This is a genomic window from Adhaeribacter radiodurans, assembly GCF_014075995.1.
Lineage (GTDB): Bacteria > Bacteroidota > Bacteroidia > Cytophagales > Hymenobacteraceae > Adhaeribacter > Adhaeribacter radiodurans.
The window spans coordinates 2,553,229-2,578,109 of record NZ_CP055153.1; the positions used below are offsets into that span (position 1 = coordinate 2,553,229).

The 24,881-nt window shown below is 39.4% G+C and carries 26 protein-coding genes; 14 read left to right on the forward strand and 12 right to left on the reverse strand.

Features of this window, described 5'->3' with window-relative positions; all coding sequences use genetic code 11:
• Positions 1 to 90 precede the first annotated feature (90 nt).
• On the reverse strand, positions 91 to 438 hold the full coding sequence (locus HUW48_RS10545) for a hypothetical protein (RefSeq protein WP_182415633.1): 348 nt from the start codon (positions 436 to 438) through the stop codon (positions 91 to 93).
• Positions 439 to 446: 8 nt separating this feature from the next.
• Positions 447 to 995: an RNA polymerase sigma factor gene (locus HUW48_RS10550; protein WP_182415634.1), complete on the reverse strand. Its 549-nt coding sequence runs from the start codon at positions 993 to 995 to the stop codon at positions 447 to 449.
• A 357-nt stretch (positions 996 to 1,352) separates the two neighbouring features.
• Between HUW48_RS10550 and HUW48_RS10555 the strand changes: the two genes are divergently transcribed.
• The 3 genes from HUW48_RS10555 to HUW48_RS10565 are packed head-to-tail and all read left to right on the forward strand — an operon-like array spanning position 1,353 to position 4,040.
• Positions 1,353 to 2,219, forward strand: coding sequence for a LiaF transmembrane domain-containing protein (locus HUW48_RS10555; RefSeq protein ID WP_182415635.1), 867 nt, complete (start codon positions 1,353 to 1,355; stop codon positions 2,217 to 2,219).
• 38 nt (positions 2,220 to 2,257) lie between these two features.
• Positions 2,258 to 3,322, forward strand: coding sequence for a sensor histidine kinase (locus HUW48_RS10560; RefSeq protein WP_182415636.1), 1,065 nt, complete (start codon positions 2,258 to 2,260; stop codon positions 3,320 to 3,322).
• Positions 3,294 to 4,040, forward strand: coding sequence for a LytR/AlgR family response regulator transcription factor (locus tag HUW48_RS10565; RefSeq protein ID WP_182415637.1), 747 nt, complete (start codon positions 3,294 to 3,296; stop codon positions 4,038 to 4,040). The genes HUW48_RS10560 and HUW48_RS10565 overlap by 29 nt, the downstream gene beginning before the upstream one ends.
• Positions 4,041 to 4,115: 75 nt before the next feature.
• Here the strand turns inward: HUW48_RS10565 and HUW48_RS10570 are convergent, their stop codons facing one another.
• The 6 genes from HUW48_RS10570 to HUW48_RS10595 all read right to left on the reverse strand — a co-directional run bounded on the left by HUW48_RS10570 (position 4,116) and on the right by HUW48_RS10595 (position 9,092).
• Complete coding sequence (locus HUW48_RS10570) at positions 4,116 to 4,349, reverse strand: hypothetical protein (RefSeq protein WP_182415638.1); 234 nt, start codon at positions 4,347 to 4,349, stop codon at positions 4,116 to 4,118.
• A 498-nt stretch (positions 4,350 to 4,847) separates the two neighbouring features.
• Positions 4,848 to 5,066 (reverse strand): exodeoxyribonuclease VII small subunit, encoded by a 219-nt coding sequence (gene xseB, locus HUW48_RS10575; protein WP_106927114.1) that lies wholly within the window; start codon positions 5,064 to 5,066, stop codon positions 4,848 to 4,850.
• Positions 5,059 to 6,417, reverse strand: a complete 1,359-nt coding sequence (gene xseA, locus HUW48_RS10580; RefSeq protein WP_182415639.1) for an exodeoxyribonuclease VII large subunit — start codon at positions 6,415 to 6,417, stop codon at positions 5,059 to 5,061. Before xseA ends, xseB begins: the two co-directional genes overlap by 8 nt.
• A 170-nt stretch (positions 6,418 to 6,587) precedes the next feature.
• Complete coding sequence (locus HUW48_RS10585) at positions 6,588 to 6,746, reverse strand: hypothetical protein (protein ID WP_182415640.1); 159 nt, start codon at positions 6,744 to 6,746, stop codon at positions 6,588 to 6,590.
• A 36-nt stretch (positions 6,747 to 6,782) separates the two neighbouring features.
• A complete protein-coding gene (locus HUW48_RS10590; RefSeq protein WP_182415641.1) occupies positions 6,783 to 7,151 on the reverse strand; it encodes a hypothetical protein in 369 nt (122 codons plus the stop codon).
• A 261-nt stretch (positions 7,152 to 7,412) separates the two neighbouring features.
• Positions 7,413 to 9,092, reverse strand: coding sequence for a L,D-transpeptidase family protein (locus HUW48_RS10595; protein WP_182415642.1), 1,680 nt, complete (start codon positions 9,090 to 9,092; stop codon positions 7,413 to 7,415).
• Between the two features lie 446 nt (positions 9,093 to 9,538).
• Here HUW48_RS10595 and HUW48_RS10600 point away from each other — a divergent pair, with 446 nt between their 5' ends.
• Complete coding sequence (locus HUW48_RS10600; protein ID WP_246343815.1) at positions 9,539 to 11,329, forward strand: M1 family metallopeptidase; 1,791 nt, start codon at positions 9,539 to 9,541, stop codon at positions 11,327 to 11,329.
• 153 nt (positions 11,330 to 11,482) lie between these two features.
• On the opposite strand, the gene HUW48_RS10605 is transcribed toward HUW48_RS10600, so the two are convergent.
• Entirely contained in the window at positions 11,483 to 11,977 is a 495-nt protein-coding gene (locus HUW48_RS10605; protein WP_182415643.1) for a YciE/YciF ferroxidase family protein, read from the reverse strand.
• A 355-nt stretch (positions 11,978 to 12,332) separates the two neighbouring features.
• On the opposite strand from HUW48_RS10605, the gene HUW48_RS10610 reads away from it, so the two are divergent.
• Positions 12,333 to 13,241 (forward strand): cyanophycinase, encoded by a 909-nt coding sequence (locus HUW48_RS10610; RefSeq protein WP_182415644.1) that lies wholly within the window; start codon positions 12,333 to 12,335, stop codon positions 13,239 to 13,241.
• Between the two features lie 943 nt (positions 13,242 to 14,184).
• Here HUW48_RS10610 and HUW48_RS10615 read toward each other — a convergent pair.
• Entirely contained in the window at positions 14,185 to 15,120 is a 936-nt protein-coding gene (locus HUW48_RS10615) for an isoaspartyl peptidase/L-asparaginase family protein (protein ID WP_182415645.1), read from the reverse strand.
• Between the two features lie 130 nt (positions 15,121 to 15,250).
• Between HUW48_RS10615 and HUW48_RS10620 the strand changes: the two genes are divergently transcribed.
• Positions 15,251 to 15,634 carry a DUF3127 domain-containing protein gene (locus tag HUW48_RS10620; RefSeq protein WP_182415646.1) on the forward strand — a complete coding sequence of 128 codons (384 nt, stop codon included), beginning with the start codon at positions 15,251 to 15,253 and terminating at the stop codon, positions 15,632 to 15,634.
• 239 nt (positions 15,635 to 15,873) lie between these two features.
• Complete coding sequence (locus tag HUW48_RS10625; RefSeq protein WP_182415647.1) at positions 15,874 to 16,503, forward strand: RNA-binding domain-containing protein; 630 nt, start codon at positions 15,874 to 15,876, stop codon at positions 16,501 to 16,503.
• A 67-nt stretch (positions 16,504 to 16,570) separates the two neighbouring features.
• Here HUW48_RS10625 and HUW48_RS10630 read toward each other — a convergent pair whose 3' ends face one another.
• Complete coding sequence (locus HUW48_RS10630; protein ID WP_182415648.1) at positions 16,571 to 17,104, reverse strand: toxin-antitoxin system YwqK family antitoxin; 534 nt, start codon at positions 17,102 to 17,104, stop codon at positions 16,571 to 16,573.
• A 411-nt stretch (positions 17,105 to 17,515) separates the two neighbouring features.
• Here HUW48_RS10630 and HUW48_RS10635 point away from each other — a divergent pair, with 411 nt between their 5' ends.
• Both HUW48_RS10635 and HUW48_RS10640 read left to right on the forward strand, forming a co-directional pair.
• Positions 17,516 to 18,895, forward strand: coding sequence for a PhoH family protein (locus tag HUW48_RS10635; RefSeq protein WP_182415649.1), 1,380 nt, complete (start codon positions 17,516 to 17,518; stop codon positions 18,893 to 18,895).
• A 211-nt stretch (positions 18,896 to 19,106) separates the two neighbouring features.
• The gene (locus tag HUW48_RS10640; RefSeq protein WP_182415650.1) at positions 19,107 to 19,634 is read left to right on the forward strand and encodes a GNAT family N-acetyltransferase; all 528 of its coding nucleotides are present in this window, start codon (positions 19,107 to 19,109) and stop codon (positions 19,632 to 19,634) included.
• Between the two features lie 41 nt (positions 19,635 to 19,675).
• Here the strand turns inward: HUW48_RS10640 and HUW48_RS10645 are convergent, their stop codons facing one another.
• Positions 19,676 to 20,191, reverse strand: coding sequence for a DinB family protein (locus HUW48_RS10645; protein ID WP_182415651.1), 516 nt, complete (start codon positions 20,189 to 20,191; stop codon positions 19,676 to 19,678).
• 133 nt (positions 20,192 to 20,324) lie between these two features.
• Between HUW48_RS10645 and HUW48_RS10650 the strand changes: the two genes are divergently transcribed.
• The 5 genes from HUW48_RS10650 (at position 20,325) to HUW48_RS10670 (ending at position 24,862) form a co-directional block, all read left to right on the forward strand.
• Positions 20,325 to 20,777, forward strand: a complete 453-nt coding sequence (locus tag HUW48_RS10650; RefSeq protein ID WP_182415652.1) for a YkvA family protein — start codon at positions 20,325 to 20,327, stop codon at positions 20,775 to 20,777.
• Positions 20,778 to 20,846: 69 nt separating this feature from the next.
• Entirely contained in the window at positions 20,847 to 21,665 is an 819-nt protein-coding gene (locus tag HUW48_RS10655; RefSeq protein ID WP_182415653.1) for an SDR family oxidoreductase, read from the forward strand.
• A 26-nt stretch (positions 21,666 to 21,691) separates the two neighbouring features.
• Positions 21,692 to 22,933, forward strand: a complete 1,242-nt coding sequence (locus HUW48_RS10660) for a BaiN/RdsA family NAD(P)/FAD-dependent oxidoreductase (protein ID WP_220464012.1) — start codon at positions 21,692 to 21,694, stop codon at positions 22,931 to 22,933.
• A 121-nt stretch (positions 22,934 to 23,054) separates the two neighbouring features.
• A complete protein-coding gene (locus tag HUW48_RS10665) occupies positions 23,055 to 23,498 on the forward strand; it encodes a ferritin-like domain-containing protein (protein ID WP_182415654.1) in 444 nt (147 codons plus the stop codon).
• A 215-nt stretch (positions 23,499 to 23,713) separates the two neighbouring features.
• Positions 23,714 to 24,862: a Gfo/Idh/MocA family protein gene (locus HUW48_RS10670; RefSeq protein ID WP_182415655.1), complete on the forward strand. Its 1,149-nt coding sequence runs from the start codon at positions 23,714 to 23,716 to the stop codon at positions 24,860 to 24,862.
• The last annotated feature ends 19 nt before the right edge of the window (positions 24,863 to 24,881 follow it).

Below are 24,881 nucleotides of genomic sequence, written 5' to 3' on the forward strand. Positions count from 1 at the left end.
AATTTAGTTAAAACTTATATTCTTACTAATGAAGACGAACAAGTATAGATTTTACTTTATGGGCAATCTTATTTTTTATATAAGTGAAACTTACTCTTTGCGGTGCTCGCAACGTTTCCGCCATTGTTCTTTAAAGGCGGCTCTTTCTTCTTCGCTCATATTTAACCATTTGCCGCGAAAGCCTTGGGGATGCCTGGAAAAAGGCGAACCTGCCCGATAGCCAAATCGTATGCTGCCAAATAATATCCGGCACAGAATTATTAATCCTAAAGCCTGACCATAGTTTAATGCTTTGGCGGGTAATACTTCAGGTAAAATAGCATTCCAGAGCCATTGAACCAAACCTCCAGCTGCCAGCACTAACAATAAAAAGAAAAGAGCCAAGCCTGCTCGCCGCTTTTTCCGGGTCCAGCTGTTCTTATTAGGGTTTCTGTACATATTTCCAGCTAAATATCTAAGAATTCGTTATACAGGTTTTCTAAACGTTTACGTAAATGTTGTACCGCGTACCCTTTGCGCGATATAATTGTTTTTAATTTTTCTCCGGTCATATCCGCAATTTGTTGCAGGGTTTTATCTTCTAATTCGTTCCAGATAAAAACTTGTTTTTGCTTTTCAGGTAATTCGTCTAATGCAGTAAAAAGCTCCTGCCAGAATATTTCTTTTACAAACTCGGTTTCCGGATCGGTTTCATCTACTAATAAGATATCCGCTAAATTGTACTCGCCATCTTCTCCTAAAAAAGTAAAATCTTCCAACGATTCTACTGTTTTCTTGCGGTTACGATCGATAATTTTATTTTTTGCCACCCGAAAAAGCCAACCACTCATTTGTTCTACTTCATCTAAATCCGTTACATGGCTGAGCTGGTACCAAACATCCTGCAAAATATCTTCTGCTTCTTCTTTGGTGGTAACCCGGCCGCGGATAAAGTTAAATAAACCTTTACCGTAAGCACTAATGGTCTGAATTATATTGCGGGATTGATCCTTCATCCGGACTTTAAAACAAATGCAACTAATTAAGTAGACGAATGAAGCCTTTTTTTACTTTAAATATTTTAGTAAACTAACAATCCTGGTTGCTGATTTACTTTTTTATTTAAAATACAGGAAGTGAAACCGCAATCCAAATATTATAAAAAGCTGTGCTATAGAACCATAAAGATAATGGTACATTCCAGGTGAAGTAAGGTATGAAAGTGTACTTAAAATATAATTTAGCTGAGAGTAGCTTCTTGAAATATTTCACCGACAATTCTCCAGTATTTACCGATTTTTATTAATCGGTTACCTTAAGCCTATTGGTAAAACCTTGTTGCAAATGCTACCTTTCGAAAAAATAAACAAATTATGAACTCTCATCGAACCTCTTCTTCCGCCGGTAAAGTAGTAGCCGGTTTAATAATTGTTTCCGTAGGTATTATTTTCCTGCTGCGACAGATGGGTTATCATTTTCCGCATTGGTTGTTTTCCTGGCCTATGATTTTAGTGGTGGTTGGCTTAATTAATGGCGCGAAAAGCAGCTTCCGCAACTTTGCCTGGTTATTTCTAATAGGACTTGGATTTGCCTTTTTATTCGACCAAATGTATCCTGTTTTTCAGATTACCCGTTTTACCTGGCCCCTTTTAATTATTGGTGCTGGTTTGTTTATGATCTTTCGCCGGAATCATTCCTGGCCTGATAAGTCGGAATACCGGCAACGCTGGCACCAGCGCCGAAATAATTATGAGCAGCGGCTGCAAAACCAACCAGCTAATATTCCTATCCTGAACGGAGATGAGCCACCCATTACTACAACACAACCAATAGACCCAATTGAACCTGAAACAGCAAAATCTACTATTAATCCAGATTCTTCGGTGCCTTTCACCCCAGAGTTTATTGATATTAGTGCCATGTTGGGCGGAGTGAAACGCAATATCTTTTCAAAAAATATAACGGGAGCCGATATTACATGTTTTATGGGAGGTGCCGAACTCAACTTTTCTCAAGCCGACATTCAAGGTCGGGTAATAATGGATATTACCATGATAATGGGCGGTTGTAAGCTGATTGTACCATCAAATTGGGAAGTTATTTCAGAAATTACGGCTATAATGGGCGGTGTAGAAGACCGGCGTAGCCTCGCTCCCACTATTAAATCACCCAACCCCAAAGTGCTGGTTCTGCAAGGCGTTGCTTTTATGGGCGGGCTGGAAATTCAAAGTTATATTTAAGTAAATAATAATTGAGGCGCAAAAAGTAAAATTGTAGAATGGTATTATCCTCTCCGTTTACTCAACCCAGAATACTACTCAGCTTACTATTTTGCTGGTTGCTGCTGGGGCTTCTGCAAGCTTATGCCCTAAATAGTTTTGGTTGGGAAGGCAAAGTAGTCTGGTCAGATTGTGCCATCAGCAATATTTTACTAATTGGCGCGTCCTTTATTCTAATAAATATTCTGCGTTTTTACCGTCCCCGCATTGACCGTTATTGGTTTTTAATCTCGTATAGTTTATTACTCGCGGTAATCTGGCTCTTTTTGTGTTACGAGTTTTTGCTGGTATGCAACGAAGATCAAGCGGGTTATGAAACATTTCTAATTCGTTCTTTGCCCATCCGGTTCATATTTGGTTTTTTTACTATGAGCTGGATTTCTATGCTCACTATCATCTGGCACAATCAACAAGATCAAAAATCCCATGAACAACGTCAGGTTCAAGCCGAAAAACTAGCCCGTGAAGCTGAATTATTAAATTTAAGGGAGCAATTAAATCCTCATTTTTTATTTAACAGCTTAAATTCTATAAGTGCCCTGGTAGGCAACCGACCCGCCGAAGCACGCCACATGATTCACCAACTATCCGACTTTTTACGCGGTACCCTAAAAAAAGACGAAGACCAATGGGTTAGTCTCTCAGAAGAATTAAATCATTTGCAGTTGTACCTGGATATTGAAAAAGTGCGCTTTGGCCACCGCTTACAAACCGAAATAACGGCCGAACCCGGCTGTGCCGAAATGCGCTTACCCCCCATGCTGCTGCAGCCTATTGTTGAAAATGCCATAAAATTTGGCTTATACGATACAATCGATAACGTAATTATTCGCCTGCAAGCCCAATGCATCGAAAATCAATTACGTTTAATTATTCAAAATCCATTTGATCCGCAAACTGCCCGGCCGCGGCAAGGTACTGGATTTGGTTTAAGCAGTGTGCAGCGCCGCTTGTATTTACTTTTTGCCCGTTACGATTTGTTCGCCACGCAAATAGATGGTTCGCTTTTTACTACTATTTTAACTATTCCCCAATATGATCAAAGCATTGATTATAGACGATGAACCTTTGGCTCGTTCGTTGATTTTAGAATACTTACAAGCGTTTCCGCAAATTAAAGTTGTGCAGGAATGCAACGATGGTTTTGAAGGCGTGAAAGCAGTGCAAGTACACCAGCCCGACTTAATATTTCTGGATATTCAAATGCCAAAGATAAACGGGTTTGAAATGCTGGAATTAATTGAAGAGCCCCCTACCGTAATTTTTACTACGGCTTTCGATCAATACGCATTAAAAGCTTTTGAAGCGCACGCAGTAGATTATTTATTAAAACCATTTAGCCAGGAAAGATTTGATAAAGCCATAACAAAATGGTTAGATCATAAATTAACCATTCCGGATAACAAAGTTAAAACAAAAGCTTTATTAGAATCGGCAGCGCAATCGGCAGAACGGCACGACCGCATTGTAGTAAAGCTAGGCCATAAGATTAATATAATTCCGGTAGTAGATATTCTATACTTAGCCGCCGACGACGATTACGTGAATTTACATACGGCCCAAGGTACATATTTAAAAAATCGGACGATGAGTTACTTCGAAAAAACTTTAGATCCGCAGCAATTTGTGCGGGTGCACCGGTCGTATATGGTTCAGATTTCGCAAATTACTCGTTTAGATCCTTACCAAAAAGACACCTATATTGCCAAGCTGCGTTCCGGTGCCGAAATTCCGGTAAGCCGCACCGGATATACCAAATTAAAAGCAGTACTACAACTTTAAATCAAATACTATTTATAAACAAAAAGCCTCTTGGTTATTTTACCAAGAGGCTTTTTGTTTATAAAATTTACTAAATTAATCTGCGTCGTAAGTATATAAACTTGGTTTTACGGTACCAAGCATTTGGTTGCGCCGATCTAAAATATCCTGATAAGTATTAAAACTTACATTGGCATAAGGATCTGGTTCAAAAGAAACACGACTAACAATTTTATCTTCTACTTTGGTAGTAGATAATGCAGACTCTTTTGTAGTTTTTACCCATCCCGTAGAAGCTGTACTGTTTTGTGTTTTGTTTACTTTTTCCATTTTTTTTCTGTTCCTGTGTTAATGACCTACCTTATTTTACCGACTCTTCTACTTTAAAGTATTTTACTTCAAAATCTATGGTTTTGTTGCAATTCTACTTCAAAATAAAAGGATTATTTAGCTAATATAAGTAAATATTATGATTATCAGCTACTTAATTAAGGATATTACAAAATTATGTTTAAGTAAGTTCCTGATTCTGTTATAGAACATCTTAGAATGAGTAAATAATGGATAAATATTTTGTGAATTTTTGAAAATTAAATATAACTATTTTAATGCTGTTAATTGGCTAAACCAACAAGTTTTTAAATGCTTTTTGCATTTTTAGTTTAAATTATTTTAAAAGAAGTTGATTAGAAGCTATAAACAAATAGTTTTATATTATACAATTGACTATAAGCTATATAGTAGTTAAAGATAGGGCAAACGGGTTTTACTATAAAATAGAATAATTACAAGCGCCGCTATTCTTAAAGTTTTACTTGAAGTATGTACTTATTTTTTCGTTTTGTCTTCTAAATAAGTTAAAATTTTCTTAACCTCTTCGTCCGTTTCGGTTAGTTTGGCTTGACAAAATTCAATTAAATCCGAGGCCCGCTTTACTTTTATGGCAAGTTCATCAACCGGAATAGTTTCATCTTCCAAGGCTTCTACAATGTTTTCTAATTCTTCTAAAGCCTGTTGGTACGTTAGGTCATCGTTTACCTTATTCATACGTAGATCGGGTTTCGGTAATGGTACTTATAATTTCAGAATCCTGGAATATAGTGGTTATCTCGTCGCCGGGTCTTACTTCGGCTGCATTTTTAATAATGGTATCGCCTCTAAAAATAATAGCATAACCCCGCTTTAAAACGTTTTCCGGACTAAGCAGCTTTACGGTATTCTTGATAGTTACTAATTTATGCTGCTCGGCTTTTATTAAAGCTTCGGTGCTGCCATTTAACTGGTAGGTTATTTTAGCTAATTTAAACCGCTGGTTGTTTACGAGCCGATGAATTAATTGTACAACCATTCCGGATAAAGGTCTTAACCGTTGCTGTTGTTGGTTTAAACACTCGTGCGTTTTCCGGATTACTTTGGAGTGTAAAGTCTGTAAAATTAATTTTTGGGCACTTAAAACTTCGTTGGTTTTAGAAACAACTACTTTTTGCAATTGCAATATAGTTTCTTCGAAACTTCGGTTATGCGCTACAATGGTGGCAGCTGCTTTAGTAGGGGTTTTAGTGGGTAGCCGGGCCATTAAATCGCAAATAGATTCGTTTCGTTCGTGCCCAATACCGGTTATAATAGGAATGGGAAAACGTGCTACTGCCCTGGCTACGGTGTACGAATCGAAAGCGCTAAAATCAAGTTGGCTCCCGCCACCCCGCACAATAACGACCGCATCGTACGCAATCTGCGACTGGTAAATCTGAATCAGCTTTTGACAAATTTGGTTAGCGGCTTCGTTGCCTTGCACCTGGGCAAAATATTCATCTACCTGAAAAGTATACTGGAATTTGTTTAAGTAAAGCTCGTGCACAAAATCGTTGTACCCATCGGCCTGGGCCGACGATATAAGCGCTATCTTTTGAATTACGGGCGGAAAGTTGAGCTGCCGATTACGCGTTAAAAACTCGCCGTTTACTAATTGTACCGCATCCGGATTTTGATCGATTAATTTTTGTAAAACAGCTTGCCGGGTAAGCGCTAGCTTCCCAATAGTATAATTACAATCAATTTCCTCAATTAAAACATTAAGGCCATAGTAAATATGATACTGGATCCGGACCTTAAATAAAATTTCAATATTGTCTTTAAAAGGCTGGCCGGTAGTTTCTTCGAAATTGCGGATGGTATGGTAACAATTTCCCCAGATTTTAGCCTGAATAGAAGCCAGCACTTCGTTGGAGTGTTCAGATTTTTCTACCAGGGTAAGATAACATTGCCGCTTATCGCCGTAATTTTTAATACCAGAAGTTTCAGCAATTACGGCATAGGTTTGCTCCCGAAAAACCCCATCAATGGCATATTGAATTAGTTGGTTGAGTTGCGATAATTTTAAGGGAGCAGAAGTTTGCATACTATTAACAAATCTAACGATTTCCAGTGAAACTACGGTGTAGCAAATGACAAAAAAGTTAGCAAAAACTCATTCTACTTTCATCATCCGCATTTTATACGAAGAGTAACATTTTAAAACGCTTGTAAAAAAAGAAGGATAGCTTTTGAGGCTATCCATCTTTTTACCGGTTAATGCGACTCTTGAGCTTTTTCGGCGTATTCTCCTCGATGATTTCGTTTATGAGCAGCATCTTTATTAGGATCACCCTCGCGATCGCTTTGCGTTTCGCAGGCCTGAATTGAAATAAGTGTCAGCGCCAACACTCCGGCATAGATTAATTTTTTCATTTCTTGGATTAACAGTTTATACAATAATTGTTGTTATTAATTCTGTGGTTTATTGGTTTGCGGCATTTGCCGGCTCGGCGAATTATTTTCCTGACCTCTGGTTTCGGAGGTACCCGCATTGTTTTCCGTTACAGAAGTTGCCTTCGCAGCATCCGGATCCTGGGAACTGGTTTGGCCTGGTTTTTTAGCCAATTCGGCGCTGTCCATACCTGTTACACCACTATCAGGTTTAATATCAACCGGAGATTCCATCGACGTATTCTTATCATCTGTTGGATTATCGACGTTGTTATTTTCTATTTGCCCGGCCCCATAACCTTCAGCCGGAGTACGGTGATCTTTTCCCTGACATCCTACTCCCACTGTCGCTAGTGCCAGCAAAAATACATACAAATTCTTTTTCATAGCTTTTTAAATAAATTATTTTTCATCTACTTTTTTCCCATAAAGGATGTTCTTTTTACTAAAGCAACGTGTAAAAGTTACCTTTTGCCAAATGGAAAAAGCAAGAAATGAAGGAAATAAGCTTTTATTTACTATATTTTGTTACTCAGCTTTTATAGAATTCTAAATAAAATGTAAATAATTAGTAAACGATGAATCATTAAGACAAAAAGCCAGCACTTAAAAATGCCGGCTTTTTGTTTTGGTTAAAAGGAAATTGAATTAATTAAAATATTCTTTTTCTAGTTCTTTATCATGACCATAAATATCATCGCGGAAATGAATACGACCTTTATCATCCACCCACGAAGTAAAGTATACAATATAAACCGGTATTTTCTCGGCCAGGTTTTCGTATTGTTCGGTTCCAGCGTGCATGGCTTCTTCAATAGCTTCCTCGGTCCACTGCGGTTTACCATCAAGTAAAAACTCGGCTAGTTGTACCGGCTTTTCTACCCGAATACACCCGTGACTAAAACCGCGTTGCGTTTGGTTAAACAATTCTGCTGCCGCCGTATGGTGTAAGTACACTTCGTGCTCGTTGGGGAAAATAAACTTTATATCGCCCAGCGGATTTTTCGGTCCGGGTCGCTGCCGGATTAAGTATTTAAAATTTTCTTTAGTAATAGCACTCCAATCAATAGAAGAAGGATCTACAGGTACCGCATTTTTTCCAGAACCTTGCACCACTTCCATATCCATTCGCTCCAGCCAGGTCGGGTCGGCCAGCAAATGCGGTTTCATCTCGTTCTCAATAATAGAAAAGGGTACGTACCAATAAGGTGAGAAAACAATGTATTCTAGTTTATCGCTGAAAATAGGCGTAGAATTCATCACTTTGCCCACAATAACCCGCATGTTAAAAACAGATTTACCTTTGTCTTTGGCGTATAAGGTGTATTCGGGAATATTTACGAAAATATGTTTGCGCTCCATTTCTTTGGGCTTTGGAATCCAGCGCCAACGCTCCATATTAATAATAATCTGGTCAATACGATCGTCGAGCGATACGTTCATGGCTTTTAAGGTCTCTTTATTAATTGTGCCATTTACTTTAAGACCGTGGCGTTCCTGAAAATCCCGTACAGCCTTTTCCAGTTCTTCGTCATACCGCGTGGAGTCGGGTCGGTTAATTTGTAAACGTTCCGGTGTTAGCAAGCGCTTGCGCAACAAAGGTACGGCCGCTGAAGATTCGCCGCGGTGCAAATTGTTTTTCACATTTTCTATTTTAGGCCAGCCGCCCTGATTCCGAATAGTGCGGTATTGCTGCAAAGCTGTTCTTAAGCGATCATAATCTTCGTGTAACGGCTCAAATTGGTAATAAGGGTAGCGGCTGCTTCTCTCGCGTAAAATGGTTTGTAGTGCTTTGTGCAGTTTTATTTTATTCCGTTTTACACTCCATTCAATATTATCCAGTTCTCGTGGATTAACCGTTCCCCGGTAAAAGTCGGAAGCATAATTAAAATAAGAAGCCGATAAGGTAACGTCTATTTTTTCTTTCAACTGCTGTTTTACGGAATCTTCTTTAGCTGTTTCATAATGCTGGAGCAATGTGCTAAAATTTTTAATTTGGTAATCTTCGGGGTTTAATCCTTCGCGCGAAGCTTTACTAATTACATTTAAAAAAGTATTTGCCTGGGGTACCAGTTTATCTTTTTTAAACCAGCCTAATCGATAGTTTCGGGTCCGGTAGAAAAGCATAGTAGTTGCCCGGTATTTTTTCAATTTTGGTTCTTGCCGGATAAAATTTTCAATAGAGGCGCTATCCGTTTTAGCCGTTGCTTGTTCTTCTTTTGAAAGTTTTTCTTTATTACTTGCTCTTTTACAAGCTGCTATTTGAGTAAAAATTAAAAAGCAAATTAGTATTTGCCAGCAGGCATTTGGGTTACGATAGTTTAACATAATTCGGATCGGATTCTAATACTTTTAACTTACCCACACAAGCGTTTCTTTTCCGGAAGCTACCTTTTTTGCAGCACCATTTATTTCAAAATCAAAAATTTAAGTGGCTGCTTTTGTATCAGCAGATAAAGAAATATTGAAGTGGGTAGTTATTTTTACTGGTATATCCGAAAAATGTTATCCTTAAAACCAGCGGTGTTCAGAAGAGAAAAGCATTATCCAGGAAAATGGCAAACCTGATTACCTTGGAAATTAGACTGAACGACAGGTATTTAGTAAATTTTTATCAATGAATTATAGTATTCACTACAATAATATTTTATTAAGCATTTTAAAAATATTTTAATTTTAACAAGAATAACTTTCCTGAAATAAGAAGAGTAACGTTTATTTACATGGTTCTTTAGAAAAATAATATTTATCGTAATTAATAGTTTAGTCCCATTATGATGTCCGCTGATTCTGCCCCTACTCATGACCCGCACAGTTTCTCTCAACCGCAAGAAGCCATAGTAACTCACCTGGCTTTACAGTTAAAGGTCGATTTTGAGAGTAAAATATTAACGGGCGTAGCTACTTACCGCATTCAAAAGCAACCCGATGCCCGGAGAATAATTTTAGATACTAAAGATTTATTCATTCAGGCAGTTTATCTGAATCAGGCACCGGATACTTTTAATTTAGGGCCAGATAAAGAGTTTTTAGGGCAACCTTTAGAGATTCCTTTACTAAATGATACGGATGAAATATCTATTCATTACCAAACTACTTCTGTTTCGGCGGCTTTACAATGGCTGGGACCCGAACAAACCGCTGGTGGGCAGCACCCCTTTTTATTTACGCAATCGCAGGCAATTCTGGCTCGTACCTGGATGCCCTGCCAGGATTCACCGTCGGTGCGCTTTACATACGAAGCCCAGGTTCAGGTGCCGGCTGGTTATTTAGCTTTAATGAGTGCCGAAAATCCGCAGGAAATGGTAAATAATGGCCTTTATATTTTTAAAATGGTTCATCCTATTCCCTCCTATCTCATGGCTCTGGCGGTTGGTCACTTACAATTTAAACCAGTAGGTTCCCGGACCGGAGTTTACGCAGAAACCGCCACCCTGCCGGCTGCCGTTTATGAATTTGCCGAAATGGAAAAAATGCTGTTGGCCGCCGAAGATTTATATGGTACCTATCCGTGGGGCCGCTACGATGTTTTGGTACTGCCACCCAGTTTTCCATTTGGGGGAATGGAAAATCCTTGTTTAACTTTTGCTACGCCCACTATTATCACCGGAGATCGTTCTTTAACCAGTTTAGTAGCGCACGAATTAGCCCATTCCTGGTCGGGCAATTTAGTAACGAATGCCACCTGGAACGACTTTTGGCTAAACGAAGGCTTTACGGTTTATTTTGAACGCCGCATTATGGAATATCTTTATGGTCCTGAATACGCCGACATGCTAAAAGTATTGGGTTACCAAGATTTAAATAAAACCATTGAGGAACTAGGCGAAACCAACCCGGATACTTGCTTAAAATTAAATTTAGTAAATCGGGACCCCGACGAAGGTTTAACGGAAATAGCTTACGAAAAAGGCAATCTCTTTTTATTAACTATAGAAAAAGCAGTTGGCCGAGCTCGGTTTGATGCTTTTATCCAGAATTATTTTCAAAGTTTTGCTTTTCAATCCAACACTACCGAAAATTTTTTGAAATTTTTATCTTCATTTTTTGACCAGGAAAAAGGAATTCTAACTAAAGAGGTGCAACCAGAATGTTGGATTTATGAGCCAGGCATACCCAAAGTAGCCGTTAAAGTTTCATCGGCCCGGTTTGCTTTAATAGAAGAAAAAGCAAAAGAATGGCAAAGCACAAAAGATCCATCGGTTTTAGCAAATTTACCCTGGACTACGCACGAATGGTTGTATTTTTTGCAGTTGATAGAAACAGAACTACAAGCCAGCGAAATGGCCATTTTAGATAATGCTTTTCATTTTACTCAGTCGGGCAATGCCGAAGTTCTGGCAGCTTGGTTGGAGATGGGTTTAAAAAAGGATTATCAGGTTATAGAAGAAGCGCTCGGAAAGTTTTTGCAGGGAGTAGGCCGGCGTAAGTTTGTATTGCCTTTGTTTAAATTATTAGCAGATAAACCAACAGGTAAAAATCAGGCGAAAAGTATTTATGAAAAAGCCCGCCCTAATTACCACGCGGTAACCCGCCAATCGGTAGATAAGCTGTTATTTGCCTGATGTATAATCTTTTATCTTAAATGGTTATAAAAAGGAAAATCCTGCATGCCGCATTTAAATACGACATACAGGATTTTCACTTCTAAATTACACTATACTTGTTCAAATATAGGGATAGTTTTTGAAATATACTAATTATTTAATATATTTTTATTAGTGATTTTCAGCTTTAATGTTTACCGATGATTCTGCGATACCCGTAAGCAATTCATCGGTTTTCTTTTCTTCGTTTAAGGTTTCTTGTAATAAGGTAAATGCCTCATTATGGCCTAAATATTTGGCGTAGGTACTGGCAGTACCGTAACCGGCAATTTCGTAATGTTCTACCCGTTGAGCGCTGGCAATAATACCGGCATCCATTACTTCCGGATCAGCATCTTCCGATAGCATTTCATCGGCTTCTTTTAACAAGCCTTCCATTGCTTTACATTTTATAGCTTCCGCTTCGATTCCCATCGACTGGAAAACTTGCTCTAATCGTTTAACCTGGTTTTGGGTTTCGGTCATGTGGGTTTCCAAAGCCTGCTTTAGTTTAGCAGACTTAGCCGTAGAAGCCATTTTAGGCATAGCCTTCAGCAATTGCTGTTCGGCGCCATAAAGATCTTGTAATTGATGAATTAATAAATCATTCAAAGATTGCATTTTCATAGTTTTATATTTTAGTTAAGAATATAACTTATTAAAAGTGTTAACCTCTATACGCCTCCCTACCCGGAAGGTTTATTAAAAAAGTTCTATTAAACCTGCGTTTTTTGAGCATTATAGAGTAACCTGGATATAGAAAAATTAAATTTTACTAATAAATCAAAATTAAAATTCGACTTATTATTTAAAGCTTTTTACTTCTAATATTATAGCCTGTTACAAGGTTAAAAGCGAAAAGAATGGCTTTGTAGGGGGCTAACTTTGTAATCAAAATTAGTTACTTTGCATACACGCTTATGTAACGGATTTGCTGAAAATTTGGCTATAACCGTAACCAAAGCAGATTAACAAACTACTTGTGCATACACCTAAAGGAAAAATTATAGCCATCGGCGGCAACGAAGATAAGGGCACCTATTCCAACCCGCGTACCAGGCGCAAATACTACCTTAATTTTTTTGAATTAGGAATTTTAAAACGCTTCACCTCTGAGTTAGGCAAAACTAACCCGCGGATTGAAGTAATTACTACTGCTTCCATGATTCCGGAGGAAGTGGGCCATATTTATCAAAAAGCTTTTGCCACTCTCAGTATTACCAATGTAGGTTTAATGCACATCCGTACCCCACCCGAAGCGGATTTACCGGAATATTTAGATCGTTTGCGGCAAGCAGATGGTATTTTATTTTCGGGTGGCGACCAGGCCCGTTTAACACGCATGTTTTTACATACGGAATTTTTAAACATCTGCAAGCACCGCTACCAGCACGAAGAATCTTTTGTACTGGCGGGTACCAGTGCGGGAGCCATGGCTATGTCTGGGGTAATGATAAAACGCGGTAGTAGTTTCGAGGCTTTAATGAAAGGAACTGTTAAACTAGATCACGGTTTAAATTTTTTATCTAACGTAATCATCGACTCGCATTTTGTGAAGCGTGGCCGGTTCGGCAGGTTAATGGAAGCGGTAGCTCTGCATACCCGTAAAATAGGCATTGGCCTGGGCGAAGACACGGGAGTACTCATTACCAAAGGTAACTTAATCGAAACCATTGGCTCCAACCTGGTAATAATTGTAGATGGCTACCGAATTGGTTATAACAACGCCGACGAAGCCAATCGGGGTGAACCATTATCCATCGAGAATATTGTTATGCATGTGCTGGCAAAAGGTAATGTGTATGATATTTACTTACGCGAATTTTACAAAAATTCAGAAGCTCACCAACGTCACGTACAAGACATCCTGGATAATCTTTCACCAAAATAATTTTTAAATGGGTAGATAATTAATACTCAGTAGTTGCTATAGAAGACGTTAATGTTGTTCTGTGGATCCTTTCCAAGTCTCCAGACTCCGGTGCTATCTAGTTTGACAAGGCTGAGTTTGCCTCGTTGCCGGCGGGCCTCGTTTGGCTCTTCCGGGCTGGTCTAAGCTTGTTTTGTTCGTGCCTCACAATGCCTCGTTCCTCGGCACCACAACCTTGGAAGGCCCTCCACAGCCAAACTGATGTCAATTGCTTGTAGTTTCGGCTTTTCTGCCACACCTAGTATAAATTTGGAATGGATAAATTATTCGTAGTAGCCACAATCAACAGATAAAATTAATTTTAGTAGATTCTCTTGTTCTATGTAAGGCACAACTAAACCTTACATAATTCCGCTTAAGCAATTAAAAAATATTACTCTGAATGGGAGATATCAGTAGCTAAGCGCAACAGACATCAGTTTGGCTGTGGAGCACCTGCTAGGGTTCCGGTGCCGCAGGCATTCCGCAGCAGAGCGAGGAAAGGAAGGCTAGCGAGGGCAGAAGAGCCAAACGAGGCCCGCCGGCCACGAGGCAAACTGGTTACTTCCCAAACAAGTTAGCACTTGAGCTTGGAGGCTGGAACAGACTTCAAAGAAAACGCTTACTAGCAAGCAAAATCTAGGATGGAATTTTGACACGATTTGGTATAATTTGGTAAATTAGACAATATTATGTTTTTGATTACATTCTTAAATTCTTCATCAATAAAGGCAACACGCTGTAAAGCACCAGCTCAACTTAAAAATTTACTAAATAACCGGACAAAATTAATTTAAGATGATTGATGGTTAGTTTGTAACTTTTATATTAGTGATTTTCAACCCTTAGGTTTACAAAAGTCTAACATCTAATATCTTGATACTAGTGTCTCTTTAATAATTTTAAAGTATTTTCACTCAACCACTCATTCATAAATCCCCACGTAAGTAGGTTCATCGTTGCGTTTACTGGCGCGGTACATTCCTTCTGAGTTAAAGGTTAGCGCTATCTCGCCTTTGGTATTGAGCGCAATAAGTCCGCCCTCCCCTCCTTGCTTTTTTAGCTTCTCTTGTACTACATACAAACAAGCCTCCGTAATAGTTAAGCCTTTGTATTCAACCAGGCACGATACATCATAGGCTACTACTGCCCGCATAAAATATTCGCCGTGACCGGTGCAGGAAACCGCACAAGTAGCATTATTGGCGTAGGTTCCCGCTCCTATTATAGGAGTATCTCCAACCCGGTTAAATTTCTTGTTGGTCATACCGCCCGTAGAAGTGGCCGCCGCTAAGTTGCCTGCAGCATCTAGAGCAACTGCTCCCACGGTTCCTAATTTCTTATCGGGGAGTATAGGAGCGCTATGATCTAGTTTTATTGAGTCTTCGGCTTTGGCAGCTTGCCATTGCTCGTACCTGAAGGCATCAAAAAAATATTCTTCGGGTTCAAAGGCAACACCTACCTGGTGCCCAAAATTTTCGGCCCCTTCGCCGGTTAATAAAACATGTTCAGAATGCTGCATTACCGCCTTTGCCAATGTTATAGGATTTCGCACCCGACGTACACCCGCCACTGCGCCAGCCATACCCGTAGCTCCGCACATAATAGCTGCATCCAATTCGTGCTCACCCTGGTGGGTAAATACGGAGCCTCGGCCAGCGTTAAACAAAATGCAATCTTCCAGTTCCCGAACCGTTTCTTCTACTGCTTTCAGGGCACTACCACCTTTTGCCAGAATTTGGTGGCCTTTTTCTACCGCATCTTGTAAAGCTTGGTAATAAGCCCTTTCTTTTTCCTCTGTTAAGAGCGCCCGTAGAATGGTGCCGGCACCTCCGTGAATAGCAATAGCAATTGGGTTCATAAGCCACAAAAATCAAATTTTTAGATAGTAAATTAACTGTAAATATTCTAGTTAAAAGCAAATTTTAAGCTAGTAAATACGTATATTTGTCATACGTAAATTATATTTTTCATTCATAAAATTAGGTATTATGTCTTTTGATGTTCAAGGAAGGTTGCACGAAATATTCGATGAGATTCAGGTAAGTGATAAATTCCGCAAGCGTGAATTTGTGCTGGAAATTCCGGATGGTTCTTTTACCCAGCACGTTAAGTTTCAACTGACGCAGGATAAATGCAGTGTGATTGATCAGTTTAAAATTGGTGATGAAGTAAAAGTAAATTTTAATCTTTCAGGTAAGCCTTTTACTAAAAACGGTACTACCATGTATTTTACCAACCTGCAAGCCTGGCGCGTTGAGAGTGCAGGTGCCGCCCCAGTAAACAACGGCGGAAATAACAGTAACCGTGCCCAACAACCAGCTACAAGTAGCCCATTCCTGAACGAAGAAATTGATAACGACTTGCCTTTCTAAAGGTAAAATCAACTATAATAATGCAAAAAAGCGGGTAAACTACCCGCTTTTTTGCATTATTATAGTTATCCTTGTCGCGAACGTATATTGAAAATTTTTTTTGCCGTCGAGCTAAAGCAACATAAGCATTCAGTTGATCAGCTAAATTAATCAAAATGTTACCGGCGTTTTAAAATTATTCACCCGTAAAACTAAGCTTCATGCTTTGCTGTTAAATAATTTGGAACAGAATTACAAACATGCACGACCTTTTGCGCTTAATTGCCATTGGTGAAAATGAGCAGTTGGATTTTAAGAAAACAATTACGCACCCGGATAAAATTGCTCGTACCTTAGTTTCTTTTGCCAACACCCAGGGCGGTATTCTGTTAGTAGGCGTGCAGGATAATGGTACTATTGTGGGAGTTGATCCGGAAGAAGAAAAACACACCTTAGAATTAGCAGCTCAGTTCTACTGCGATCCTCCTCTTACATTAGATTACAAAGAAATAGAATACGAAAAACGACTGGTACTGGAAGTAATAGTTCCGGAAAGTTCGTTAAAGCCCCATTTAGCCAAAGTAAAAGAAAATGACTGGCGCGGCTACGTGCGGGTAAAAGACGAAAGTGTGCAATCGAGCAAAATGGTAAACAAAGCTTTACGCTCCGAAACTGCCTTAACCGAAGCCACCCGACCTTTAAACCTGGACAAACCCGATTACCAGGTATTAGAATATTTAAAAACAAACCGACGGATTACTCTGGCGCAGTTCATGAAATTAGCCAATATATCGCAGCGTAGAGCTTACCGGATTCTGGTTAAACTGGTATTACATGGCTACCTCCGGTTGCACGATAAAGAAAAAGAAGACTATTATACATTAAGTTAAGTAAAAAGACACAGGTAAAAGTCCCGTGTCTTTTTACTATTTAAGAGCAATTGCAGGTAAATTTGTACTAAAGTGATTGCAGTTGCGGGCCGGTTTGATACCGTTCAGCACTTTCTTTTTCTTCGTGGCCATCGGGGTAAATGGCTTTAACTGGCCAACCCGCTTCGTAAATTACTGTCTTGCGTAATGTACCGTCTTCATTATAATACTTCCAGTCGCCAATCCAGTAATAATGAATGCGTTTGGCTGTATTTTCCTGAACGGCTTGGCCTGTGTGCGCAATTTTTCCGTTTCGGTGGTAATAGGTAGCATTTAAAATACGAAAGTCTTTTTTTGAATCGTATTTTTCAACCAGGTACACTTGACCATTCGGGTAAAAGTATTTCCATTTTTTTACCTGTTTGCCGTTTTTAAACCTGCCTTTACTCGTTATTACCTCCGGATTTTCTTTATCTTCTTTATACTTCCAACGGCCAACGTGTTCTTTATTCTTGTTAATTTTATTTTTCCCAAAGATATCTTTTAATACCTGCGCTTCTGCCGCTGGTTTAGTGGCTATCCCAAGCACCAGCAGCAGCCCTAATCGAAGTAATAATTTCATGTGTTTTTACTTTATTAATAATTGCTTGCTGTTTGATTAAATGTAAGCAAATTTCTAATGCAAAAAAATAAGTAGATGCATTTTAAACGAACCGGGCTCTACATTATTGAACTCTAATTCAGGTATTTTAGTAAATTAAGTTTACATAAAAGCCTCTTTAACTTAACAAATTTCTGCATTATAAGTTACTTAAGCTTTTAATTTTATTTATGGATTTCCGGTAAGTTACTTCTTGTTAAAGCTTAGCTAAAAAAAATAATTTTTCGCGACTTTCTGCTTAAAAATCTCTCAAATAAGTGCCTGTTTAAAGAGTCCATCCGTAGAAATATTCCGGCACCCTTATTAGGACTTACGCCTTACATTAGCTAAACTACCAATAGAATTACTGTTTCAAACGATTACTCTGTGCATATGACCGAAACCCAAAAAGCAAAAAGAGCTCCTGCCCGAAAAAAAACGGAAACTCCCCCTAAAACAAAGAAGATTTTTGTGCTGGATACCTCTGTTATTCTCTACGACCACAGTGCCGTAGAGCATTTTGAAGAAAATGATGTAGCTATTCCGATTACTGTTTTAGAAGAACTCGACAATTTTAAAAAAGGTAACGATATTAAAAACTTTGAAGCCCGTGAATTTATTCGCTTCATCGACCAACTATCGCATGAAAATAAGCTCCAGGATTGGTTGCCGCTTAACGGTAAAAACAAAGGTAACTTCCGGGTATTAATGACCCATGATTCACCGGTGGATGCCGAAAAAGTGTTTAATGAGCGTAAAGCCGATCATAAAATTTTGAACTCAGCCTTGCAACTGCAGCACGAAATGCCGGACAGCAAGGTAATTCTGGTAACCAAAGATATAAACCTTCGCTTAAAGGCCCGCGCCTTAAACCTGCCCGCCGAAGATTATGAAACCGGTAAGGTGCAAAACGTAAATGCTTTATATACCGGTAACGATCGTCTGGAAAATGCCCCGGCTACCTTAATAAATGAGTTGTACGAAACCGGCATATCTACCAACCTCGAAGTATTAACGCAAGAACCCCAGGACAATCATTATTATATTTTAAAGAGTTTTAAAAATTCGGTGTTGGCTTATTATAATCCGGTAGAACGGCGACTTGAGCGGGTAGATAAATTAACGGGCTACGGTATAAAACCCCGTAATGCCGAACAAGCATTTGCTTTACACGCCATTATGAACCCGAATGTGAAATTAGTAACTATTCAGGGGGTAGCTGGTACGGGTAAAACTTTACTTACTTTAGCGGGTGCTATTGAACAGCGGCGCAACTACAAGCAAATTTACTTGGCGCGCCCCATTGTTCCGCTCAGTAACCGCGACATTGGCTTTTTACCCGGCGATATTAAATCAAAAATAAATCCGTACATGGAGCCGCTCTGGGATAACCTTAAGTTTATTCAGAACCAATTTATCGAAACCAGTAAAGAACACCAGAAATTAAAAGAATTAACCGAACAAGAAAAATTAGTAATTACGCCGCTGGCTTATATTCGGGGCCGGAGTTTATCGAACATTTTCTTTATCGTGGATGAGGCGCAAAACCTTACTCCCCACGAAATTAAAACTATAATTTCCCGGGCTGGCGAAAATACTAAAATTGTGTTTACCGGTGATATTTACCAAATTGATACTCCTTACCTGGATACGCAAAGCAACGGGTTATCTTATTTAATTGATAAAGCCAAAAATCACCCATTGTACGCGCACATTACTTTATTAAAAGGAGAACGGTCGGAATTAGCCAATCTGGCCAACGACCTTTTATAATTATATAGTATTAAGATGGCCTGCTCTGTTTATCCGGAGCAGGCTTTTCATTTTGGTACTATCGTTTTTAATAAAGTTTAAATTGAATTTTACTTTTTCCTTTAAGAAATAAATTATTTTTGGGTTTATAAGTAACTGTTACGGATAAGAACCTTCTGGTAATTTTTCTTGCAATAATCAGAAAAGTAAGTGCATTTGTTTTAAAACAATTTTGCAATTAAACCGAATTAATGATCTAGACCAAACCATGCACCTTATTGAGCTAACGGCCATCTATCCTTTAGACTACAAAGCTTTTTTTCAGCAAGGCTTGCGCGACCATCCTGATTGTTTTCGTACTAGTCCGGGTGATGAAAGATGGGCTTATTTCCCAACCGAAGGAACTCCGGAAAGTTTTACTTTGGCGGCTATTACTGAACAACAAGAGTTAATGGGCGTAGTAAGTTTTGAACGCGAAACTTCCCGCAACATGCGGCATAAAGCTTTACTGTACCGCATGTACGTGAGCAAACAATTTGCTGGTAATGGAATCGGGAAATTTCTTATTCAAAATACGCTAGATCGGGCCCGCCAATTACCCGGTCTGGAACAGGTCTTTCTTACGGTAATTGCCAGTAATGTAAAAGCTAAAAGCCTGTACAGTAGCTTTGGCTTTGAGCAGTTTTCGCACGAAAAAAATGCTATTAAAACTTCTGCCGGTATTTATTACCACGAAGAACAAATGGTTTTATTTTTATAAAAATTGTTCGGGTAACCAGCGAGGCTTTCTAATTAATAATATTAAATCTGATAACGATCTTTTAATATTTGCAAATGATGAAATTCGTGGGCGGCTATTATGGTTAGTATGCCCCTTACGGTTGCGTTGTTGTTATTCATGGTACCGGCTCTTTGCAAGGTAGTTTCATCAAAACTCGCGAATAAAGTAATGTTACCATGTCTTTGTAACTGGTACTCTTGCAGCAAGCTATTTATTTCCCGTTTACTAAATTGAGCAGCCGCAACGTAATCATTTTCCTCGAACCCGGGCAAAGATTGTTTTTCGCCGCGGGCAATACAAAGTGCCCGATACGCCATAATGCGTTCGGTATCAATCATGTGGCCGAATAATTCTTTTACGGTCCATTTACCAGATTTATAAGCAAAATTTTGCTTTTCCGATGAAAGCGAGGTCAGCAATTTACTAATATCATCTGCCTGTTCCTGCAATCGAACCAGAATATCTCCTTCCGGTATTTGCTGTAAATAACGATGATAAAAAGGCGCTACCTCAGAAAGGGGGGCTTTGGAAATCATAGCTTTATGTATTTATAAAAAAATCTGAAAATAAAAGATTTATATCAAAGTAAAAGTAAAAATCAATATAGCATCTCCGCTAGCTAATTGTAAAATTTTTCCGTATAAAACCCTAAATTAACTTTATAGCCCTATGAGTACACTAACAGATAAAGGTTTAGAAATTTCTAAAAAAGCTATTTTTCACATGCTGGTTAAGCGAGCGTCGGCCTTGTTGGGCAAACCGGTAAAAATTAGCTTGTTGTTGAAAGAAGCTTACGATAAATTTGTAGATGCTAAAAGTTCGAAAAGTGGCTTCGCGCAAATAAAAGACGTATTTTTCACCTTAATCCGGTTAGTGCAGGCCTACGCAAATGGTTCATACCGGCAAATACCTACTCGTTCTTTACTTCTCGGAATTGCTACTTTGCTTTATCTGGTAATGCCCTTAGATATTATTCCGGATTTTCTACCTTTAATTGGTTATACCGACGATTTAAGTGTGATTGCCTGGTTTGTTACCACTTTTCAGAGTGAAATTACCCGGTTCCGGAGTTGGGAAACGCGCCACCAGGACGAAGAAGAACCTATGGTAGCGGTGGTATAACTCCTTGGGTTAACAAAAGGCTTTTTTGAAGCTTGATATTTCTCTATTTTTGTCCGGTAAAGTTTTATTATGCAAAATCTTAAGCGGGTTAGTATTTTGGGTTGTGGTTGGTTAGGTCTTCCTTTAGCCGAGCATTTGGTCACCAACGGTTATCAAGTATATGGGTCTACCACTACCCCCGAAAAACTAGAATTATTCCGGCAAAAAAATATTCAACCTTTTTTAATTAACCTATCCGATTTATCTGAATCTTCAACTCTAATTGAGTTTCTGGATTCGGATTTTTTAATAATTAGCTTTCCGCCCCGGCTCCGGGCGGGTGGAGAATCGCTTTACCTGCCGCAAATGGAAAGATTAGCAAAAGCTTTAAAGCAATCTTCCGTTAAACAAGTTTTATTTATTTCTTCTACTTCGGTTTACCGCGACGTGAATGGCTGGGTTACGGAAAATGATTTGGAAGCACTCATAAAAGAAAGTCCATTATACCAAGCCGAAATTTTATTGCAAAGTAGCAATCATTATAAAACAACTGTTTTCCGCTTTGGAGGTTTGGTCGGCGGCAGTCGTCATCCAGGTCGGTTTTTAGCCGGAAAAATGGAGGTGCCTCAACCCGAATCTCCGGTTAATTTAATTTACTTAGACGACAGCCTGCAGCTTTGTTTCCGAATGATTCAAAATCCAATTCCGCATAATGAGGTTTTTAATGCTGTTGCCGACAAACATCCCTCGCGGCAAGAATTCTATACGGCCGCGGCTAAAGCTTTACAATTAGCTCCCCCACAGTTTACAATGCACGATACGCCTCAATATAAAATAATAAGTAACGAAAAAATTAAAGCGGCTCTGGCTTACGAATTTATTCGCCCTGATCCAATGTTATTCTTTTAAGAAAATTAAATTTTTATTCGTAGAAAGTGCCTGAAACAGAAACAATTGTAGTGGTAGGTGGTGGTGCGGCTGGTTTTTTTGGTGCAATTACCTGTGCGGAAAATAACCGGAAGGCAAAAGTCATTTTATTCGAGAAAACCAATAAGCTTCTGGCCAAAGTGCGGATTTCCGGCGGTGGCCGCTGCAACGTTACCCACCATTGCTTAAATCCGAATCAACTCATTCAGTTCTATCCCCGGGGCGGTAAATTTTTGAAACAACCTTTTAAAGAATTCGGGGCCCAAGAAACGGTAGCATGGTTCCAGCAGCGAGGTGTTCGTTTGCACACCGAACCTGACGGCAGAATGTTCCCGGATACGAATGATTCTGCTACAATTGTAAACTGCCTTATGAGCGGGGCTAACAAAGCCGGCGTAAAAGTAGAAACAAGTATAAGTGTAAATAAAATAGTGCCGCTTCGCGCACCGGATCAACCAGGAGAATTTGAGTTACAATTATCTGATGGCAAAGCGCTTTTTGCTCATAAAGTACTGGTAACTACGGGAGGCGGTCCTAAAATTGAAAATTATCAATGGTTACAATCTTTAGGCTTAGCTATTCAGGAACCGGTACCTTCGTTATTTACTTTTAACGTGCCCCGTTCGCCTTTTCAGGAATTAGCTGGTGTGGCTGTGCCCAAAGTCAAAGTGAAAATTGCGGGCCAGAATTTAGAAAATGAAGGACCTTTGCTCATTACCCATTGGGGCTTTAGCGGACCAGCCATCCTCAAGTTATCCGCTTGGGGAGCCCGGGTTTTGCAGCAGCTGAAATATCATTTTACTATATTAATTAACTGGGTACCCGAACATACCGAAGAATCGTTGCGGGCCTTTCTCCTGCAACACCGGCACGATTATTCCCGCCGTACAGTGGCTGCCCATCCGTTATTTAACTTACCGCACCGGCTCTGGAAAGCTATACTAGATTTAGCTTCCATTAATGACCAAGTTAAATGGTCTGATTTACCCGCTAAAAACCAAAACAAATTGCTGGAGCACTTACTCCGATCGCCCTTTGAGGTGCGGGGTAAAACCACTTTTAAAGACGAATTTGTTACGTGTGGTGGACTGGATTTAAACGGAATCAATCCGAAAACAATGGAGAGTAAACAATTTCCTGGTTTATACTTTGCCGGCGAAATTTTAGATATCGATGGAATTACCGGCGGATTTAACTTTCAGGCCGCCTGGACAACCGCTTACTTAGCGGGTAAAGCAATGGCTTTATAAAAGAAACAATTTTTTCATTTTTCCTGATTTCGCGGGATTACTCTTTTTCCAGCAACATTTTGTCTACCAATGTAGTTTATAAGAAAAAATTAAATATTTCTACTTTAAACAAAATAAAACTATGGACAAAGAAAAAGAAATTGTTTCGGTGGTGCACCACCTGATAGAACGCGCTAAAGACGGCGAAAAAGGCTACCGTACTGCTTCCCATGATGTACACGAAGAAGATTTAAAAGGTTTATTCCGCCAGTATGCCGTTCAACGGGATAGTATGATTACTGAATTGCAAGACCAACTGCATCGCATGGGTAAAACCGATAACGAAAGCGGCTCAATAGAAGGGACCGTTCACCGGGCGTGGCTGGATTTATCGTCGGCTATTGTTGCCCGGGATCGCAAACGTATTTTATCTGAATGCGAGCGCGGCGAAGATTATGCCGTTGCGGCCTATGAAAAAGCCATGAAAGCTGATTTGCCCCAGGAACTTAAAGCCATTGTTGAAAAACAATATCAACTGGTAAAAGAAGCTCATGATCATATCCGGGGTCTGCGGGACCAAGCATAAAATTTACTATTTTAAATTTATCCTACACTAGTTGGTTTAGTAAAAAGAAAAGGCAGAAGTTTAATCAAGCTTCTGCCTTTTCTTTTTACTAAACGTAGTTATCTCCTGCTTTCTATCTTTAATTAAAAATTTTATAATCAAGCTTAAATTTTTTGTATCCATTCAGATGAAAAGAATATATTTGGCGGTTCGTACCATCTCATATTCGTTAAATTATGAAAAAAATAAAAGTAGGTGTCGCCGGCCTAGGTTTCATCGGTCCGGCTCACATCGAAGCGCTTCGTCGGCAACCAGATATAGAAGTTGTAGCTATTAACGATTTCAGCGAAGAATATGCTCGTTCTAAAGCAGATAGTTTAGGCATTGAAAAATCGTTTGGTAACTTCGATAACATGTTGGCCGATCCGGACATAGAAGTTGTGCATATCTGTACGCCCAACTTTTTGCATTATCCTATGGCTAAAGCGGCTTTGCTCGCCGGCAAACACGTAGTATGCGAAAAACCTTTAGCCAATACAGTAGCCGAAGCTCAGGAATTAGTAGAACTAGCCGCTAAAACCGGTTTAGTAAATGCTATTCACTTTAACCTGCGTTATTATCCGTTAATCCGCCATATGCGCACCATGCGGGTAAAAGGCGAACTAGGAAACGTGCATTCAGTAATAGGTTCGTATTTGCAAGACTGGCTTTTTTACGCTACTGATTATAACTGGCGTTTAGAGCCTGATAAATCCGGTGAATCAAGAGCTATAGCCGATATTGGTTCGCACTTAATTGATTTAATAGAATACATTACCGGTTTAGAAATTACTGCTGTAATGGCAGACTTTTCAACCGTACATCCGAACCGGAAGAAACCTACCAAACCAATTGAAACGTATTCCGGTAAAATGCTACAACCCGAAGATTACCAGGAAGTTCCTATTAATACCGAAGATTACGCTACGGTAATGATTCGGTTTAACGATGGCAGCAAAGGGGTAGTAACCGTAAGTCAGGTATCTGCCGGCCGGAAAAACCGTTTAAGCCTGGAAATCTCCGGTTCTAACCAAACCGTTTCCTGGTGTTCAGAATCGCCTAACAATGTTTGGATTGGTAAACGGGATAGTGCGAATGAAGTGCTGATGCGCGATCCCGCTTTAGTACACAAAGAAAGTGCCCAGCTTATCTCCTTCCCGGGTGGCCATAACGAAGGTTTCCCGGATACATCCAAGCAATTATTTAAAGAAGTTTATGCCGCAGTACGCGAAGGAAAACAACCCGCTGAACCTAGCTACCCAACTTTCGCTGATGGTTTACGTGAGTTGATACTATGTGATAAAATTATTGAAAGCAATAAAAAACAAGCCTGGGTTCAGGTATAAAATTACTTTTTCTTATGTA